Genomic DNA, 18,829 nt, shown 5'->3' on the forward strand with positions numbered 1-18,829 from the left:
CATAGAAAGATTGCATTATTTAATGATATAGAGACGCGCTGATTAAAATTAACCAGTCGTTATAAATTTGAGCTTAAGACTTACTATCAGGATATGAAAATAGAGCCCCTTATTTCTGGTCATGAAAATGGCCTGGATAAAACATCTGCTAACGGTGCGTATTTTAACAAACAGGGGAAAAGAAATTGTGACGAACACAACTAAAACACCATTTCATTTTAATTAATCCAGGATTTTACTTATTGGTACTGGCAGAACGCCAGAGGAGTGATTCAGAGAGGGGCAATAAAAAGCGGGCACAAAAAAGCAAAAAAAACTGCACCTTAGTCAGTTGGGATCCAACCTTTGGGGTGCAGCTTAACTTATATTAACGTGTCAGCAACGATTACTCGTTGTCAGAACCGCCCAGACCTGCGTTCAGCAGTTCTGCCAGGCTGGCAGACGCATCTTCAGCAGTTACCTGCGGTGCAGCCGGGAGTTCACCCGCTGCGCGACGGCGCATACGATCCTGGTGGTACGCGTAACCGGTACCTGCCGGGATCAGACGACCCACGATAACGTTCTCTTTCAGGCCACGCAGTTCGTCGCGTTTGCCCGCAACGGCTGCTTCGGTCAGGACACGCGTGGTCTCCTGGAACGATGCCGCAGAGATGAAGGACTCGGTTGCCAGAGACGCTTTGGTGATACCCAGCAGATCGCGCGAGAAGGTCGCACCGATTTTGCCGTTCGCTTCCAGATCGCGGTTCGCAATCTTGACGCGGGAGTATTCAACCTGCTCGCCTTCCAGGAAGTCGGAGCTACCTGCATTTTCGATGGTCGCTTTACGCAGCATCTGACGAACGATAACTTCGATGTGTTTATCGTTAATCTTAACGCCTTGCAGACGGTAAACGTCCTGTACTTCGTTGGTGATGTAACGCGTAACCGCGTGAACACCACGAAGACGCAGAATGTCGTGCGGCGCTTCCGGACCGTCGGAAACCACGTCACCACGTTCTACACGTTCACCTTCAAACACGTTGAGCTGACGCCATTTCGGAATCATCTCTTCGTACGGATCGCTACCGTCTACCGGGGTGATAACCAGACGACGTTTCCCTTTGGTTTCTTTACCGAAGGAAATGATACCGCTGATTTCAGCCAGGATTGCCGGCTCTTTCGGACGACGTGCTTCAAACAGGTCCGCAACGCGCGGCAGACCACCGGTGATGTCCTTGGTACCGCCGGATTCCTGCGGAATACGCGCCAGGGTGTCACCAGAACTGATCTGTACGCCATCTTCCAGCTGAACAATCGCTTTACCTGGCAGGAAGTACTGCGCAGGCATATCGGTGCCAGGGATCAGAACGTCGTTACCCTGACCATCAACGATTTTCAGTGCCGGACGCAGATCTTTACCACCGGTAGTACGTTCAGCAGAATCCAGAACCACCAGAGAAGACAGACCGGTCAGCTCGTCAGTCTGACGAGTAATGGTCTGGCCGTCGATCATGTCAGTAAAGCGGATGAAACCACTTACTTCGGTGATTACCGGCATGGTGTGCGGATCCCAGTTTGCTACGGTTTCACCGCCAGCAACCTGCTCACCATCACCTTTCGCCATAACAGCACCGTAAGGCACTTTATAGCTCTCTTTGGTACGACCGAATTCGTCGATCAGTTTCAGCTCGGTGTTACGAGAGGTCACAACCAGCTTGCCTGATGAGTTAACAACAGACTTCGCATTGCTGAGCTTGATGCTACCTTTGTTTTTCACCTGGATGCTGGATTCAGCAGCCGCACGAGATGCCGCACCACCGATGTGGAACGTACGCATCGTCAGCTGTGTACCCGGCTCACCGATGGACTGCGCCGCGATAACGCCGATGGCCTCACCTTTGTTGATGATGTGGCCACGCGCCAGGTCACGACCGTAGCAGTGCGCACATACACCAAAGTCGGTGTCACAGGATACAACGGAACGCACTTTGACGGAGTCAACAGAGTTCGCTTCCAGCAGGTCACACCAGTGCTCGTGCAGCAGCGTGTTGCGTGGAACCAGAATGTCTGCTGTACCCGGCTTCAGAATATCTTCTGCCGTTACACGACCCAGTACGCGATCGCGCAGTGGCTCTTTAACATCACCACCCTCGATAACCGGGGTCATGGTGATACCTTCGAGGGTGCCACAATCGTCTTCGGTCACAACCAGATCCTGCGCAACGTCAACCAGACGACGCGTCAGATAACCGGAGTTCGCTGTTTTCAGTGCGGTATCCGCCAGACCTTTACGCGCACCGTGCGTGGAGATGAAGTACTGGAGTACGTTCAGACCTTCACGGAAGTTCGCGGTGATTGGCGTTTCGATGATGGAGCCATCCGGCTTCGCCATCAGGCCACGCATACCAGCAAGTTGACGAATCTGTGCCGCAGAACCACGCGCACCGGAGTCGGCCATCATATAGATGCTGTTGAAGGAAACCTGCTGCTCTTCTTTACCTTCACGGTTGATAACCGTTTCGGTCTGCAGGTTGTCCATCATCGCCTTGGATACACGATCGTTCGCCGCAGCCCAGATATCGATAACTTTGTTATAGCGTTCGCCTGCGGTAACCAGACCAGACTGGAACTGCTCCTGGATCTCAGCCACTTCGGCTTCCGCCTCGGAGATGATCTCGTGTTTCTTCTCCGGGATAACCATGTCATCGATACCAACAGATGCACCTGAACGCGCTGCATAAGCAAAGCCGGTGTACATCGTCTGGTCAGCAAAGATAACGGTCGGTTTCAGACCCAAAATGCGGTAACAGGTGTTCAGCATTTTGGAGATCGCTTTTTTACCCAGAGGCTGGTTCACGATAGAGAACGGCAGACCTTTCGGCACGATCATCCACAGGATCGCACGACCAACGGTCGTATCGATCAGGCTGGTTTTAGACGTAAATTCGCCCTGTGCATTTTTTTCATACTCAGTGATACGCACTTTAACGCGCGCATGCAGAGAGGCCAGGCCAGCGCGATAAATACGCTCAGCTTCTTTCGGGCCAGTCAGCACCATGCCTTCGCCTTTGGCGTTAACACAGTCACGGGTCATGTAGTACAGACCCAGTACAACGTCCTGAGACGGAACGATGATTGGTTCGCCGTTCGCCGGAGACAGAATGTTGTTGGTAGACATCATCAGCGCACGCGCTTCAAGCTGGGCTTCCAGCGTCAGCGGTACGTGAACAGCCATCTGGTCACCATCGAAGTCGGCGTTGTATGCCGCACAAACCAGCGGGTGCAGCTGGATAGCTTTACCTTCGATCAGTACCGGTTCAAAGGCCTGGATACCCAGACGGTGCAGAGTTGGCGCACGGTTCAACAGTACCGGGTGTTCGCGGATCACTTCGTCCAGGATATCCCAGACTACAGCTTCTTCGCGTTCAACCATTTTCTTCGCGGCTTTGATGGTAGTGGCGAGGCCACGCAGTTCCAGCTTGCCGTAAATGAACGGTTTGAACAGCTCCAGCGCCATTTTCTTCGGCAGACCGCACTGATGCAGACGCAGGTATGGACCTACGGTGATTACAGAACGACCGGAGTAGTCAACACGCTTACCGAGCAGGTTCTGACGGAAACGACCCTGTTTACCTTTGATCATGTCGGCCAAAGATTTCAGAGGACGTTTGTTAGAACCGGTGATCGCACGACCGCGACGACCGTTATCCAGCAGGGCGTCAACCGCTTCCTGCAGCATACGTTTTTCGTTGCGTACGATGATGTCCGGCGCAGCCAGATCCAGCAGACGTTTCAGACGGTTGTTACGGTTAATAACGCGACGATACAGATCGTTCAGATCTGACGTTGCGAAACGACCACCATCCAGCGGAACCAGCGGACGCAGATCTGGCGGCAGAACCGGCAGAACGGTCAGGATCATCCACTCCGGCTTGTTGCCAGACTGTACGAACGCTTCCAGCAATTTGATACGCTTGGTCAGCTTCTTACGCTTGGTCTCGGAGTTAGTTTCGTTCAGCTCTTCACGAAGCTGCTCGCACTCTTGCTCCAGATCCATGCTCTTAAGCAGGGCCTGGATAGCTTCCGCACCCATCTTCGCGTCGAATTCGTCACCGAACTCTTCCAGCGCGTCCAGATACTGTTCTTCGGTCAGAATCTGGTTACGTTCCAGGTTCGTCATACCGCCTTCGATAACCACATAGGATTCGAAGTACAGAACACGTTCGATATCACGCAGCGGCATATCCAGCAGCAAACCGATACGGGACGGCAGAGATTTCAGGAACCAGATGTGAGCAGTCGGAGACGCCAGCTCGATGTGGCCCATACGCTCACGGCGCACTTTAGTCTGGGTCACTTCAACGCCGCACTTCTCACAGATCACACCGCGGTGTTTCAGGCGCTTGTACTTACCGCACAGGCACTCGTAGTCTTTTACTGGTCCGAAAATACGGGCGCAGAAAAGGCCGTCACGCTCAGGTTTGAACGTACGGTAGTTAATGGTTTCCGGCTTTTTAACTTCACCGAAAGACCATGAACGGATCATGTCTGGCGAAGCCAGAGCAATTTTGATCGCATCAAACTCTTCGGTTTTAGTTTGCGCTTTCAGAAACTTTAATAAGTCTTTCACGGATTTGCTCCCGTCGGAGTTAGCACACTCTGCTGTCGGGTTTTACCCCGACAGCAGTGACCTGTTTGAGCGAGAATTACTCGTCTTCCAGTTCGATGTTGATACCCAGCGAACGAATCTCTTTCAACAGTACGTTGAAGGATTCCGGCATGCCCGGTTCCATCTGATGGTTGCCGTCCACGATGTTTTTATACATCTTGGTACGACCGTTCACGTCATCAGACTTAACGGTGAGCATTTCCTGCAGGGTGTAGGCGGCGCCGTAAGCTTCCAGCGCCCACACTTCCATCTCCCCGAAGCGCTGACCACCGAACTGCGCCTTACCACCCAGCGGCTGCTGAGTCACCAGGCTGTAAGAACCGGTAGAACGAGCGTGCATTTTGTCGTCGACCAGGTGGTTCAGTTTCAGCATGTACATGTAACCTACGGTTACCGGACGCTCGAACTGTTCACCGGTGCGGCCGTCATACAGTGTGATCTGACCGGAAGTCGGCAGGTCACCCAGTTGCAGCAGCTCTTTAATCTCAGCTTCTTTCGCACCGTCGAATACCGGCGTTGCGATTGGCATACCTTTTTTCAGGTTCTCAGCCAGACGCAGTACTTCTTCATCGCTGAAGGTGTTCAGGTCAACTTTCTGACGAACATCGGCACCGAGGTCATACGCTTTCTGGATGAATTCGCGCAGTTTCGCGACTTCTTGCTGCTGTTTCAGCATGGCATTGATCTTATCGCCGATACCTTTCGCAGCCATACCCAGGTGGGTTTCCAGAATCTGACCGATGTTCATACGAGACGGTACGCCCAGCGGGTTCAGTACGATATCTACCGGCGTACCGTTAGCATCGTGCGGCATATCTTCGATCGGGTTGATCTTCGAGATAACACCCTTGTTACCGTGACGACCTGCCATTTTGTCACCCGGTTGGATCTGACGTTTAACGGCCAGATAAACCTTAACGATTTTCAGCACGCCTGGTGCCAGATCATCGCCCTGGGTGATTTTGCGGCGTTTCGCTTCGAGTTTTTTCTCGAACTCGTGTTTCAGTTCGTCATACTGCTCAGCCAGTTGTTCCAGCTGATTTTGTTTCTCTTCGTCGGTCAGACCGAGTTCCAGCCAGCGGTCACGTGGCAGTTTGTCGAGCTTCTCAGCTTCGATGCCACCGGAAACCAGCACCGCGTAGATACGACTGAACAGACCGGCTTCGAGGATCTGCAGTTCTTCAGACAGGTCTTTCTTGGCCTGTTTGAGCTGCATCTCTTCGATTTCCAGTGCACGTTTGTCTTTTTCTACGCCATCGCGGGTAAAGACCTGAACGTCGATAACGGTACCAGAGACACCGTTTGGCACGCGCAGAGAAGAGTCTTTAACGTCAGACGCTTTCTCACCGAAGATCGCACGCAGCAGTTTTTCTTCTGGGGTCAGTTGGGTTTCACCTTTCGGCGTTACCTTACCAACCAGAATGTCACCGCCGGTCACTTCCGCACCGATGTAAACGATACCGGATTCATCCAGTTTGGAGAGCGCAGCTTCACCCACGTTCGGGATGTCAGCGGTGATCTCTTCCGGCCCCAGCTTGGTGTCACGGGACACACACGCCAGTTCCTGAATGTGGATGGTGGTGAAACGGTCTTCCTGGACAACACGCTCAGATACGAGGATGGAGTCTTCGAAGTTGTAACCGTTCCACGGCATGAACGCTACGCGCATGTTCTGACCGAGCGCCAGTTCACCAAGGTCAGTGGACGGGCCATCTGCCAGCACGTCGCCGCGCTCGATTGGCTCACCCAGAGAGACACACGGCATCTGGTTGATACAGGTGTTCTGGTTAGAACGGGTGTACTTGGTCAGGTTGTAGATGTCGATACCGGCTTCGCCTGGGTACATCTCGTCTTCGTTAACTTTGATAACGATACGGGACGCATCAACGTACTGAACCATACCACCACGTTTAGCAACCGCAGTAACACCGGAGTCAACGGCAACAGCACGTTCCATACCGGTACCAACCAGCGGCTTATCAGCGCGCAGAGTCGGAACCGCCTGACGTTGCATGTTCGCACCCATCAATGCACGGTTGGCGTCATCGTGTTCCAGGAACGGGATCAGGGACGCACCGACGGAAACCACCTGCTGGGTGGATACGTCCATGTAGTCAACCTGATCGCGGCTGAACAAGCTGGATTCGCCTTTGCTACGGCAGGTAACCAGATCTTCTACAAAGTGGCCTTCGTCATCCAGGTTGGAGTTCGCCTGAGCGATAACGTAGTTACCTTCTTCGATAGCAGACAGGTAGTGAATTTCGTCGGTTACAACACCGTCAGTCACTTTACGATACGGGGTCTCGAGGAAACCGTATTCGTTTGTCTGTGCGTACACGGACAGGGAGTTGATCAGACCGATGTTTGGACCTTCAGGCGTTTCGATAGGACATACGCGACCGTAGTGAGTCGGGTGTACGTCTCGAACTTCAAAGCCTGCACGTTCACGGGTCAGACCGCCTGGGCCGAGTGCGGAGATACGACGTTTGTGCGTGATCTCAGACAGCGGGTTGTTCTGGTCCATAAACTGAGACAGCTGACTGGAACCGAAGAACTCTTTCACTGCCGCAGAAATCGGCTTGGCGTTGATCATGTCCTGAGGCATCAGGGTATCCAGATCGCCCAGAGACAGACGCTCTTTCACCGCACGCTCTACACGTACCAGGCCAACGCGGAACTGGTTTTCCGCCATTTCGCCAACGGAACGGATACGACGGTTGCCGAGGTGGTCGATATCATCGACTTCGCCTTTACCGTTACGGATATCGATGAGCTTCTTCATCACTTCGATGATGTCTTCTTTGCTCAGGATACCGGAACCTTCGATCTCGTCGCGCAGCAGAGAACGGTTGAACTTCATACGACCAACCGCGGACAGATCGTAGCGGTCTTCGGAGAAGAATAGGTTCTCGAACAGGCTTTCAGCAGCTTCACGAGTCGGCGGCTCACCAGGACGCATCATGCGGTAGATTTCTACCAGCGCGCTCAGACGATCGTTGGTTGGGTCGACGCGTACAGTCTCAGAGATGTACGGACCGTGGTCCAGATCGTTGGTGAACAGCGTTTCGATACGCTTGTGACCAGACTGGCTCAGTTTAGCCAGCAGATCCAGGCTCAGCTCCATGTTCGCCGGGCAGATCAGCTCACCGGTAGACTCATCCACGTAATCTTTGGACGCGACTTTACCAGCGATGTACTCAACCGGTACTTCGATGTGCTGAATCTCGTCTTTTTCCAGCTGACGAATATGGCGCGCAGTAATGCGGCGGCCTTTTTCTACATAGACTTTACCGTTAGCTTCGATGTCGAAAGATGCAGTCTCGCCACGCAGGCGTTCCGGCACCAGTTCCATCTGCAGCTTGTTGTCGCGAATTTCGAAGACAACTTTTTCAAAGAACAGATCAAGAATCTGCTCAGTGGTGTAATCCAGTGCGCGCAGAATAATGGTCGCAGGCAATTTACGACGACGGTCAATACGAACAAACAGGTTGTCTTTCGGATCGAACTCGAAGTCCAGCCAGGAACCACGGTAAGGGATGATGCGCGCGTTATAAAGCACCTTACCAGAAGAGTGGGTTTTGCCTTTGTCGCTGTCGAAGAAAACGCCAGGACTACGGTGCAACTGAGAAACGATAACGCGCTCAGTACCGTTGATGACAAAAGTACCGTTGTCGGTCATGAGCGGAATTTCGCCCATGTACACTTCTTGTTCTTTAATGTCTTTAACGGTGCCTTCCGGCGCTTCGCGCTCGTAGATCACCAGACGCAGTTTTACGCGCAGCGGTGCGGAATAGGTTACGCCACGAATTTGACATTCTTTAACGTCAAATACAGGTTCGCCAAGACGGTAGCTGACGTACTGCAGTTCAGAATTGCCGCTATAGCTGGCAATTGGGAACACGGAGCGGAAAGCCGCTTCCAGGCCGTACTGCCCTTCAGGATCTTGCTCGATAAACTTCTGGAACGAGTCAAGCTGGATAGAAAGGAGATATGGAATGTCCAGAACTTGTGGACGTTTACCAAAATCCTTACGAATACGTTTTTTCTCGGTATAGGAGTAAACCATAGGGTTCCTCAGCTCGCTGACAAGTCGACCCACTCTGTCCATCGGAGGGACAGTTTATGCAACACCATTTTGTTGACCGGAAAATCGAATACTTTCCGCAATATCTGTTGCTATCACGCTTAAATCATTTCATTGCGATTTACACAGAGCGAGGCGCCTGTCGCAGTATATTAAGTCGTCGATAGAAACAAACATTGTCAGGACTACCAGCAGTCAAACAGTGTGAAATGCTGCTGGCGCCTTACAGCGCAAAATGGCTGGTGACTAAAAAGTCACCAGCCATCGGCCTGATTTCTCAGGCTTCAACCAGAAAAGTTGGCTTATTTAACTTCAACTTCAGCGCCAGCTTCTTCCAGAGATTTTTTCAGTGCTTCGGCGTCGTCTTTGCTGATGCCTTCTTTCAGGGCAGCAGGTGCAGATTCAACCAGGTCTTTAGCTTCTTTCAGACCCAGGCCAGTTGCGCCACGTACTGCTTTGATAACAGCAACTTTGTTAGCGCCAGCAGCTTTCAGAATTACGTCGAATTCAGTTTTTTCTTCAGCAGCTTCAACCGGGCCAGCAGCTACAGCTACAGCAGCAGCAGCGGAAACACCGAATTTTTCTTCCATTGCAGAGATCAGCTCAACAACGTCCATTACGGACATAGCGGATACTGCTTCAATGATTTGATCTTTAGTGATAGACATTTAAATTGTTCCTGAATATCAGAATAAGTTTATACGTAAGCGAATGCGTTACAAAGACAACTGCGATTAAGCAGCTTCTTTCGCATCGCGTACAGCAGCCAGAGTACGAACCAGTTTGCCAGCCGAAGCTTCTTTCATGGTTGCCATCAGGCGTGCAATTGCTTCTTCGTAGGTCGGCAGAGTTGCCAGGCGATCGATCTGGGATGCCGGGATTAACTCACCTTCAAAGGCAGCGGCTTTGACCTCAAATTTTGCATTCGCTTTCGCGAAATCTTTGAACAGACGAGCAGCAGCGCCCGGGTGTTCCATAGAGTATGCAATCAGGGTCGGACCAACGAACGCGTCTTTCAGGCACTCGAACTGAGTACCTTCAACAACACGGCGCAGCAGGGTGTTACGAACAACACGCATGTATACGCCGGCTTCGCGACCTGCTTTACGCAGTTCGGTCATTTTATCTACGGTAACGCCACGGGAATCCGCAACAACCGCAGACAGCGCGCCTTTGGCTACTTCGCTGACTTCAGCAACAATCGCTTGTTTGTCTTGAAGATTTAAAGCCATTAGCTTTGCTCCTGGATGTTTGCCAGAACAAAATGTTCTGGAACTCACTTCACTCTTCCCAACGAGAAGAGCGTCTTAATACGGTGAGCAGAAACAAGCCAGAGTATAAAAAATAATCTTAGCGTTCTGTCACCGTCTACGCAGGGGATTAAGTCTCTTACGAAACACCTGCGGTCTTCGACGGAGGCCTGGATAGGCCAGGCTCCAACGAACAAATCTTGTCTATGACTTCGTCCTTCGAACTGCTGCTGCGTTGCCTGCTCTCGCTCACACCAGTCACATAGTTAACTATGCTCCTGGCGATTCACTCGCTTGCCGCCTTGCCGCAATTCAAATGACTCGCATAGCGTCTGTATCTTTCAACAGAATCGTGGGGGTAAAATTGTAGACAAATTCACCGCCCACGTAAAGGTATTAGTTTGCAGAAGCGCTCAGGCCAGCCTGATCAACTGCAACACCGGCACCCATGGTGGTGGAGATGCTGATTTTCTTGATGTACACGCCTTTCGCCTGAGTCGGTTTTGCTTTTTTCAGCGCAACCAGCAGAGCTTCCAGGTTTTCTTTCAATTTGTCAGCGTCAAAATCCACTTTACCGATGGTGGTGTGAATGATGCCGTTTTTGTCGTTACGGTAACGAACCTGACCTGCTTTCGCGTTTTTAACCGCTTCAGCAACGTTCGGCGTTACAGTACCCACTTTCGGGTTTGGCATCAGGCCACGCGGACCCAGAACCTGGCCCAACTGGCCAACAACGCGCATTGCATCCGGGGAAGCAATAACAACGTCAAAGTTCATTTCGCCTTTTTTGATCTGGTCTGCCAGATCTTCCATACCTACCAGCTCAGCGCCTGCAGCTTTAGCAGCTTCAGCATTTGCGCCCTGAGTAAATACGGCTACGCGAACGGAACGGCCAGTACCGTGCGGCAGTACAGTAGCACCACGTACGTTCTGATCAGATTTACGCGCATCGATGCCGAGGTTAACAGCAACGTCAACGCTTTCTACGAATTTAGCAGTGGCCAGCTCTTTCAGCAGAGAGATAGCTTCGTTGATGTCGTACTGTTTAGTCGCATCAACTTTGTCACGGATCACGCGCATGCGCTTGGTCAGTTTAGCCATTTCTTAGTCCTCCACTACCAGGCCCATGGAACGTGCAGTACCTTCAATGGAGCGAGTCATCGCTTCAATGTCGGCACCAGTCATGTCGGCAGCTTTGGTCTGCGCGATTTCCTGCAGCTGAGCGCGGGAAATTTTACCTACTTTGTCTTTGTTCGGCTTGCCGGAACCAGACTTGATACCAGCCGCTTTCTTCAGCAGAACTGCTGCCGGAGGCGTTTTGGTAACGAAAGTGAAAGAACGGTCAGCGTAAACGGTAATAACAACCGGAATCGGCAGACCTTTTTCCATGGAATCAGTTTTCGCGTTGAACGCTTTACAGAATTCCATGATGTTAACACCCTGCTGACCCAGAGCCGGACCAACCGGTGGGCTCGGGTTTGCCATGCCAGCTGCAACCTGCAGCTTGACGTAGGCCTGGACTTTCTTAGCCATTCTAAATTCCTCGTTTGGGTTATAGCGCCCGGAAGGGCTCCCCGTGTTTAAATTCGTTTTACGGGTACGGGACCCATAAAATCAAAAGGCGCGAAATTGTATGCCAACTTCGCGCCTTGTGCAACATTTGATCGCCTTTTTTTAGGCTTTCTCTACCTGGCTAAAGTCCAGCTCCACCGGGGTCGCACGACCGAAAATGGAAACAGAAACTTTCAGGCGGGACTTCTCGTAGTCAACTTCTTCGACCACACCATTGAAGTCAGCAAACGGACCATCGTTAACGCGGACCATTTCACCTGGTTCGAACAGCGTTTTCGGACGCGGCTTATCACCCACCTGCTGCAGGCGGTTCATAATCGCATCAACTTCTTTATCGCTGATCGGTGCCGGACGATCGGAAGTACCGCCGATGAAGCCCATTACGCGCGGAACGCTGCGCACCAGGTGCCAGCTTGCGTCGTTCATGACCATCTGGACCAGTACGTAACCCGGGAAGAATTTACGCTCGCTTTTACGACGCTGGCCGCCACGGATTTCGACCACTTCTTCGGTCGGCACCATAACTTCGCCAAACAACTCTTCCATATTGTGTAATTTGATGTGCTCACGCAGCGAAGTCGCTACGCGGCCTTCAAAACCGGAAAACGCCTGAACGACGTACCAGCGCTTTTTAGGAGCTTCAGACATCTCAGAACCTCAGGCCAGTGATAAAGGAAACGAGGCGAACCAGAATACCATCCAGTCCCCACAGAATAAGTGACATAACCGCAGTTACCGCAGCTACGATCAATGTGGTGTGCAATGTTTCCTGGCGAGTAGGCCAAATTACCTTACGGACTTCAGTTCTCGCTTCGCGGGCAAACGCAACGGTCGCTTTACCCTTCGTCGTCAACAGCGCGACACCACCTGCTGCAGCAATCAGAATCACAACGGCCAGCGCACGCAGCGGCAGCATCATGTCACGATAAAGGTAGTTGCCAACGATCGCTACGAGCAACAGAACAGCAACAACAACCCACTTCATCGCTTCCAGGCCGCGCCCGCTCCCTTGAGCTTCGGTATTCGCACTCATAAACCAACCTGTTACAAGAATCAGACAAACATTTTTGCCCCGCATAGGCGAGGCAACCAAACCGAAATGCTCTGGCGCGTTTCGGATTTAACGCCATCTACAGAGCCTGTCTCAGCAATGATTATGACAAAAAAAATCACTGATGAGCCAGGTTCTGATTCGAGAGCGTGCAAAAAGGGCATCAAATGATGCCCTTTTCTTACGCTTAGCGTCAAATGTTATCAGCGATTAGCCGAGAACTTTTGCTACAACGCCCGCGCCTACAGTACGGCCGCCTTCACGGATTGCGAAACGCAGACCGTCGTCCATCGCGATCGGGTGGATCAGGGTAACAACCATTTTGATGTTGTCGCCCGGCATTACCATCTCTACGCCTTCCGGCAGTTCGATGGTGCCAGTCACGTCAGTTGTACGGAAGTAGAACTGCGGACGGTAGCCTTTGAAGAACGGTGTATGACGGCCGCCTTCGTCTTTGGACAGAATGTACACTTCGGATTCGAACTTGGTGTGCGGCTTGATGGTGCCCGGCTTAGCCAGTACCTGACCACGTTCGATTTCTTCACGTTTGATACCACGCAGCAGAACACCAACGTTCTCACCAGCACGGCCTTCGTCCAGCAGTTTGCGGAACATTTCAACGCCGGTACAGGTAGATTTCGCAGTATCTTTGATACCAACGATTTCAACTTCTTCTCCAACTTTGATGATACCGCGCTCTACACGACCGGTAACAACGGTACCACGACCGGAGATGGAGAATACGTCTTCGATCGGCAGCAGGAACGGCTTGTCAATCGCACGCTCTGGTTCCGGGATATAGGTATCCAGGTGGCCAGCCAGTTCGATGATTTTCGCTTCCCACTCTGCGTCGCCTTCCAGCGCTTTCAGAGCAGAACCACGAACGATCGGGGTGTCGTCGCCCGGGAAATCGTACTGAGACAGAAGTTCACGAACTTCCATTTCAACCAGTTCCAGCAGCTCTTCGTCATCAACCATGTCGCATTTGTTCAGGAACACGATGATGTACGGAACGCCTACCTGACGACCCAGCAGGATGTGCTCACGAGTCTGCGGCATCGGGCCGTCAGTCGCAGCAACAACCAGGATCGCGCCGTCCATCTGCGCAGCACCGGTGATCATGTTTTTAACATAGTCGGCGTGGCCCGGGCAGTCTACGTGTGCGTAGTGACGGATCGCAGTATCGTACTCAACGTGAGAGGTGTTGATGGTGATACCACGTGCTTTTTCTTCCGGCGCGTTATCGATCTGGTCGAATGCGCGAGCCTGGCCACCGTAAGTTTTGGACAGAACGGTAGTGATTGCAGCGGTCAGCGTTGTTTTACCATGGTCAACGTGGCCGATAGTACCGACGTTAACGTGCGGTTTTGTACGTTCAAACTTTTCTTTAGACATCGATTGTCCCTCTAAGACACGGATAAATCGGTGATATCACCACATCAACCAGGCAACATGCCCGACTTGTTGAATGCAATAAACAGAGAGAAACAGGGGAGGAGAGATAAAGAAGTGGTGCTGATACCCAGAGTCGAACTGGGGACCTCACCCTTACCAAGGGTGCGCTCTACCAACTGAGCCATATCAGCACGTCTGGAGCGGGCAGCGGGAATCGAACCCGCATCATCAGCTTGGAAGGCTGAGGTAATAGCCATTATACGATGCCCGCATCCTAAAACTCGGCTACCCTATTCTTTCTGTGTTTCAGGAGAAGAAAACTCTCCCTTTGAGTTGATTCAGTTTTGACACCAACTCTGGTCACACGAGGTGACCGAAAATGGTGGTGGGGGAAGGATTCGAACCTTCGAAGTCTGTGACGGCAGATTTACAGTCTGCTCCCTTTGGCCGCTCGGGAACCCCACCGGACTTGATGGTGCCGACTACCGGAATCGAACTGGTGACCTACTGATTACAAGTCAGTTGCTCTACCTACTGAGCTAAGTCGGCATCAAGTAGCGCGCATTCTAGGGAGACAGAGCGCTTGATGCAACTAAAAAATTGCACAAATTGTTCTATCGCTCACATTTTGCACGACAAGGCCGTTAAATGCTGCTATTTCAAGCAAATCAGTGGAAAAAACCAGCATCGTGGCAGCTATTGGAGGCCATACCTCCTCGCCGTTTAAGGCGAGCGCACCTCCCATCTGTCTGTATAAAGTGCTTTTGCTTCACCCTGATGCCGTTTTTTAACCAATCAAGAAGAAATCCCTTATTGAGGAGAGCGTGATTCGTATCACCTGTACGCGGGAGTAGCACTGTAAAAAGGGTCTTTCCGTTTATTGCGAGGAACTTGCCAATTTGTTGTGCAGGTCGTTCAGAGGGACGAAACGAACGGTCATCTTCGTAACATCATCCATCAAGATAAATAAGGTACACCATCAGCTCCAGCGAAGCGGTTCTGGCTAATACCTTATTAATACATTTGAGAAAGCGGGTTATGCCTGGCAACGCAGCCTTCTTTATCACTAAGCACAGGCCGGTTTGCATATAGAAGGTTTCTACAGTAGCAGGGACGACACTGCCTGCCGAAATAGCGGATTTCCTGAACTCAGCAGATGGAAACACACATTCAACCGCGATTTAATACCAACGCTTATTCGCGGTAATTCCGTTATCCCGCGCTATTGCCTGGCAGTCTCTGAAACGTGATGCTTTCCCCGGAAAGCATCATGCAGACGCGATTTTTCATATTATTCCCTGCCATCTGGTGTTAACCTCCTGCCCATTGTCCTAACTTATATCAATAACGTCGCGCCATCACATTACCTTAAAAGAAGGCTTCTCGCTCCGTGTCGGAAGCATACGTGGCGAGCCACCATGGCAGGCAGAAAAAGCTTATGAGTAAAAAAGAGCAAACGTTAATGACCCCGTACTTGCAGTTCAATCGTAGCCAGTGGGCTGCGCTTCGTGATTCAGTGCCGATGACGCTCACTGAGGGTGAAATCGCGCGGTTAAAAGGCATTAATGAAGATCTCTCTTTGGAAGAGGTTGCAGAGATTTATCTGCCGCTATCGCGTTTGCTCAATTTTTATATCAGTTCGAATTTACGTCGCCAGGCTGTGCTTGAACAATTCTTAGGCACGAATGGACAAAGAATACCTTATATCATCAGCATTGCAGGTAGCGTTGCCGTGGGCAAAAGCACCACTGCACGTGTATTGCAGGCTTTATTAAGTCGCTGGCCGGAGCATCGCCGCGTTGAATTAATCACCACCGATGGCTTTTTGCATCCTAATCAGGTTTTAAAAGATCGTGGCCTGATGAAGAAGAAAGGGTTTCCGCAATCTTATGATATGCACCGTCTGGTGAAATTCGTTTCCGATATTAAATCCGGCGTGCCAAACGTTACTGCACCAGTATATTCACATTTAATTTACGATGTGATCCCGGACGGAGATAAAACGGTAACTCAACCGGATATTCTGATCCTGGAAGGACTCAACGTATTACAAAGCGGTATGGATTATCCTCATGACCCTCATCATGTATTTGTTTCTGACTTTGTCGACTTCTCCATTTATGTCGATGCGCCGGAAGAGTTACTACAGAAATGGTATATCAATCGCTTCCTGAAATTCCGTGAAGGGGCTTTCGCCGATCCGGATTCTTATTTCCATAACTATGCGAAATTGACCGAAGAAGAAGCCGTCAATATAGCCACATCCCTTTGGAAGGAAATTAACTGGCTAAATTTGAAAGAAAATATCCTTCCAACTCGTGAGCGTGCAAGCCTCGTTATGACCAAGAGTGCTGACCACGCGGTCGAGCAAGTACGCCTGCGAAAATAAAACAAGGGGAGCGAAATGCTCCCCCTTTAATTATTCGGCACTGCGTAAGGAAATTTCACCACCCATCCAGGGTTTAATTACTCCATCCTGTTCAAGCAACAATGCACCTTGTGCATCAATGCCACGCGAGATCCCAAATATTTCTCTTTCGCCGATGATCAATTTCACCGGGCGATCGATAAAGTTATCCAGTTTCTTCCAGCGAGAGAGCCAGGGGCTTAACCCTTCTTGTTCAAAAGACTGCAGCGCAGCACGTAATTCATTAATCAGACGGACAGCGAGCGTATTGCGATCAATGACTACACCCGCTTCTTGCAGGTTAACCCAGCCTTGATTGATCACGTCACTTTCCGCATGGCGCATGGCAAGGTTGATGCCAGCCCCTATCACGATCTGCGCAGCATCGCCGGTTTTACCGGTTAATTCAACGAGGATACCGGCAAGTTTACGGTCACCCAGATACAGATCATTGGGCCATTTCACCCGAACATTTTCTGCGCCAAGTTCTTGCAGAACTTCTGCCATGATAATGCCAATGACCAGACTTAATCCGATGGCCGCAGCCGGACCTTGTTCAAGACGCCAGTATATGGAGAGATAGAGATTCGCACCAAAGGGAGAGAACCACTTACGCCCACGCCGACCACGCCCCGCCTGCTGGTATTCTGCGACACAGGCATCACCGGATCGCAGCTCGCCGATACGATCCAGCAGGTATTGGTTAGTGGAATCAATAACCGGCAATACGGCCACTTTACCTGTTTGAACCTGCGTTACGATCAGTTCTTCATTCAACAATTGGATGGGTTCAGGAAGACTGTAACCTTTACCGGGCACGGTGAATACATCCACCCCCCAGTCACGCAGGGTTTGAATGTGTTTATTGATAGCTGCACGACTCATGCCCAGCCGCTCACCGAGCTGTTCACCAGAGTGGAATTCACCATCAGCAAGGATAGAGACCAGGGTTAATGGAATGGTGTTGTCTTTCATGCAATCACCTCCACGGCATTGACTTCGCCACGATGGCCGATAAAACGCACCTCCGGTTCCAGCCAGACATTAAACTTCGCGCCAACCTGTTCACGTACATGGTGAGCCAGGCGGACAACATCTTTACTGGTCGCGTGATTTTGATTGATTAGCACCAGTGCCTGTAACGGATGAACGGCTGCCCCACCAATAGATACACCCTTTAATTGGCATTGATCGATAAGCCATCCGGCAGCGAGTTTTACTGTGCCGTCAGGTTGAGGGTAATGGGGAGCTTTCGGGGACTTTTCCAGTAGCGCGGCGGCCTGTTCGGCACTCACAACCGGATTTTTAAAGAAGCTACCGGCATTACCGTTTACTTTCGGATCGGGTAACTTACTGGTGCGCATGCGGCAAACTTCTTCAAAAACGTTCTGCGGCGTTACGGTTGCCGGGTCCAGACGCGTCAGATCGCCATAAGTCAGAACCGGCTGCCACTGCTTAGATAAGCGCAAACCAACCGCGACGATTGCGTAGCGATCCTGATACTCATGTTTGAAGATACTGTCACGGTAGCCAAAGCGGCAAGCTTCTGCCGTTAATCGGCGGGTATTTCCCGTACTCAACTCTACACAGTCGACATAGGCGCAAACGCGCTGCAATTCAACACCGTATGCGCCGATGTTCTGGATAGGCGATGAACCAACACAACCGGGGATCAACGCAAGGTTTTCCAGACCGGGCATTCCATGTGAGAGTGTAAATTGCACGAGTTGATGCCAGTTTTCTCCCGCACCAACATGTACATGCCAGGCCTCGGCGCTTTCCTCAGTTTCAATACCCAGGATGCGGTTAATAATGACCGTACCTGTGAAATCTTCCAGGAAAAGAACATTACTGCCCTCACCCAGCATCAATACGGGCTGTTCATTACGTACGGATTCCTGCCACGCTTCAAGTAGTTGCTGCACGCTTTCAGCACGTATTATTTTATTTGCATTGTGATCAATGCCGAAGGTATTCCAGGGCTTAAGGGAGTGGTTCATAGACGCTGTCCTGATGCAAAAACCCGGCTAGTTTACCGCATATGCAAAGTGAGCGCTTGTGGTTATATGGTGAGGGATAAAAACGCAAAAAGCCCATCCGTGAGGATGGGCTTTTTACTTGTTTGATGCCTGGCAGTTTATGAATCACGTTGTGATTCACCCTTCGGGCCGTTGCTGCGCAACGTTCAAAAGCGCTCGCTTTTGTCCTACTCTCTGTCGGGTAGCGAACTGCCCCGAAGACGGGTGCAGGTCTTTTAATTTGATGCCTGGCAGTTCCCTACTCTCACATGGGGAGACCCCACACTACCATCGGCGCTACGGCGTTTCACTTCTGAGTTCGGCATGGGGTCAGGTGGGACCACCGCGCTAAAGCCGCCAGGCAAATTCTTTGTGCTCAGTACGCAATTCTTTATCGCATCAGC

General features: G+C 51.2%; 12 protein-coding genes, 4 tRNA genes and 1 rRNA gene. 1 reads left to right on the plus strand and 16 read right to left on the minus strand.

Annotated features, from left to right (window positions below):
- Positions 1-385: 385 nt before the first annotated feature.
- From rpoC to C5523_RS25795, 13 genes are all read right to left on the minus strand, one after another.
- Positions 386-4,609: a DNA-directed RNA polymerase subunit beta' gene (rpoC, locus tag C5523_RS25730; RefSeq protein WP_039076859.1), complete on the minus strand. Its 4,224-nt coding sequence runs from the start codon at positions 4,607-4,609 to the stop codon at positions 386-388.
- Positions 4,610-4,685: 76 nt separating this feature from the next.
- Positions 4,686-8,714 (minus strand): DNA-directed RNA polymerase subunit beta, encoded by a 4,029-nt coding sequence (rpoB, locus tag C5523_RS25735; RefSeq protein WP_039076860.1) that lies wholly within the window; start codon positions 8,712-8,714, stop codon positions 4,686-4,688.
- 320 nt (positions 8,715-9,034) lie between these two features.
- Positions 9,035-9,400 carry a 50S ribosomal protein L7/L12 gene (gene rplL / locus C5523_RS25740; RefSeq protein ID WP_002884142.1) on the minus strand — a complete coding sequence of 122 codons (366 nt, stop codon included), beginning with the start codon at positions 9,398-9,400 and terminating at the stop codon, positions 9,035-9,037.
- Between the two features lie 66 nt (positions 9,401-9,466).
- Complete coding sequence (gene rplJ, locus C5523_RS25745; RefSeq protein WP_007704673.1) at positions 9,467-9,964, minus strand: 50S ribosomal protein L10; 498 nt, start codon at positions 9,962-9,964, stop codon at positions 9,467-9,469.
- A gap of 414 nt (positions 9,965-10,378) precedes the next feature.
- Positions 10,379-11,083, minus strand: a complete 705-nt coding sequence (gene rplA / locus C5523_RS25755; RefSeq protein WP_039076861.1) for a 50S ribosomal protein L1 — start codon at positions 11,081-11,083, stop codon at positions 10,379-10,381.
- A gap of 3 nt (positions 11,084-11,086) precedes the next feature.
- Positions 11,087-11,515, minus strand: a complete 429-nt coding sequence (rplK, locus tag C5523_RS25760; protein ID WP_006688357.1) for a 50S ribosomal protein L11 — start codon at positions 11,513-11,515, stop codon at positions 11,087-11,089.
- Between the two features lie 141 nt (positions 11,516-11,656).
- A complete protein-coding gene (gene nusG / locus C5523_RS25765) occupies positions 11,657-12,202 on the minus strand; it encodes a transcription termination/antitermination protein NusG (protein WP_001287521.1) in 546 nt (181 codons plus the stop codon).
- A gap of 1 nt (position 12,203) precedes the next feature.
- On the minus strand, positions 12,204-12,587 hold the full coding sequence (gene secE, locus C5523_RS25770; RefSeq protein WP_003033128.1) for a preprotein translocase subunit SecE: 384 nt from the start codon (positions 12,585-12,587) through the stop codon (positions 12,204-12,206).
- 228 nt (positions 12,588-12,815) lie between these two features.
- Positions 12,816-14,000, minus strand: a complete 1,185-nt coding sequence (tuf, locus tag C5523_RS25775; RefSeq protein WP_047372260.1) for an elongation factor Tu — start codon at positions 13,998-14,000, stop codon at positions 12,816-12,818.
- 115 nt (positions 14,001-14,115) lie between these two features.
- A tRNA-Thr gene (locus C5523_RS25780) sits at positions 14,116-14,191 on the minus strand.
- A 5-nt stretch (positions 14,192-14,196) separates the two neighbouring features.
- Positions 14,197-14,271: transfer RNA gene (locus tag C5523_RS25785), tRNA-Gly, on the minus strand.
- 109 nt (positions 14,272-14,380) lie between these two features.
- Positions 14,381-14,465: transfer RNA gene (locus C5523_RS25790), tRNA-Tyr, on the minus strand.
- An 8-nt stretch (positions 14,466-14,473) separates the two neighbouring features.
- Positions 14,474-14,549 (minus strand) — tRNA-Thr (locus tag C5523_RS25795).
- A gap of 889 nt (positions 14,550-15,438) precedes the next feature.
- Between C5523_RS25795 and coaA the strand changes: the two genes are divergently transcribed.
- The gene (gene coaA, locus C5523_RS25800) at positions 15,439-16,389 is read left to right on the plus strand and encodes a type I pantothenate kinase (RefSeq protein WP_079498887.1); all 951 of its coding nucleotides are present in this window, start codon (positions 15,439-15,441) and stop codon (positions 16,387-16,389) included.
- Positions 16,390-16,419: 30 nt separating this feature from the next.
- Here the strand turns inward: coaA and birA are convergent, their stop codons facing one another.
- The 3 genes from birA to rrf all read right to left on the minus strand — a co-directional run bounded on the left by birA (position 16,420) and on the right by rrf (position 18,787).
- Positions 16,420-17,382 carry a bifunctional biotin--[acetyl-CoA-carboxylase] ligase/biotin operon repressor BirA gene (birA, locus tag C5523_RS25805; protein WP_108702211.1) on the minus strand — a complete coding sequence of 321 codons (963 nt, stop codon included), beginning with the start codon at positions 17,380-17,382 and terminating at the stop codon, positions 16,420-16,422.
- Entirely contained in the window at positions 17,379-18,407 is a 1,029-nt protein-coding gene (murB, locus tag C5523_RS25810) for a UDP-N-acetylmuramate dehydrogenase (RefSeq protein WP_107224803.1), read from the minus strand. The genes birA and murB overlap by 4 nt, the downstream gene beginning before the upstream one ends.
- Before the next feature lie 264 nt (positions 18,408-18,671).
- Positions 18,672-18,787: ribosomal RNA gene (gene rrf, locus C5523_RS25815) — 5S ribosomal RNA — on the minus strand.
- Positions 18,788-18,829: the final 42 nt, after the last annotated feature.

The organism is Phytobacter sp. SCO41 (assembly GCF_003073275.1).
In the GTDB taxonomy this organism is placed as follows: Bacteria; Pseudomonadota; Gammaproteobacteria; order Enterobacterales; family Enterobacteriaceae; genus Phytobacter; species Phytobacter diazotrophicus.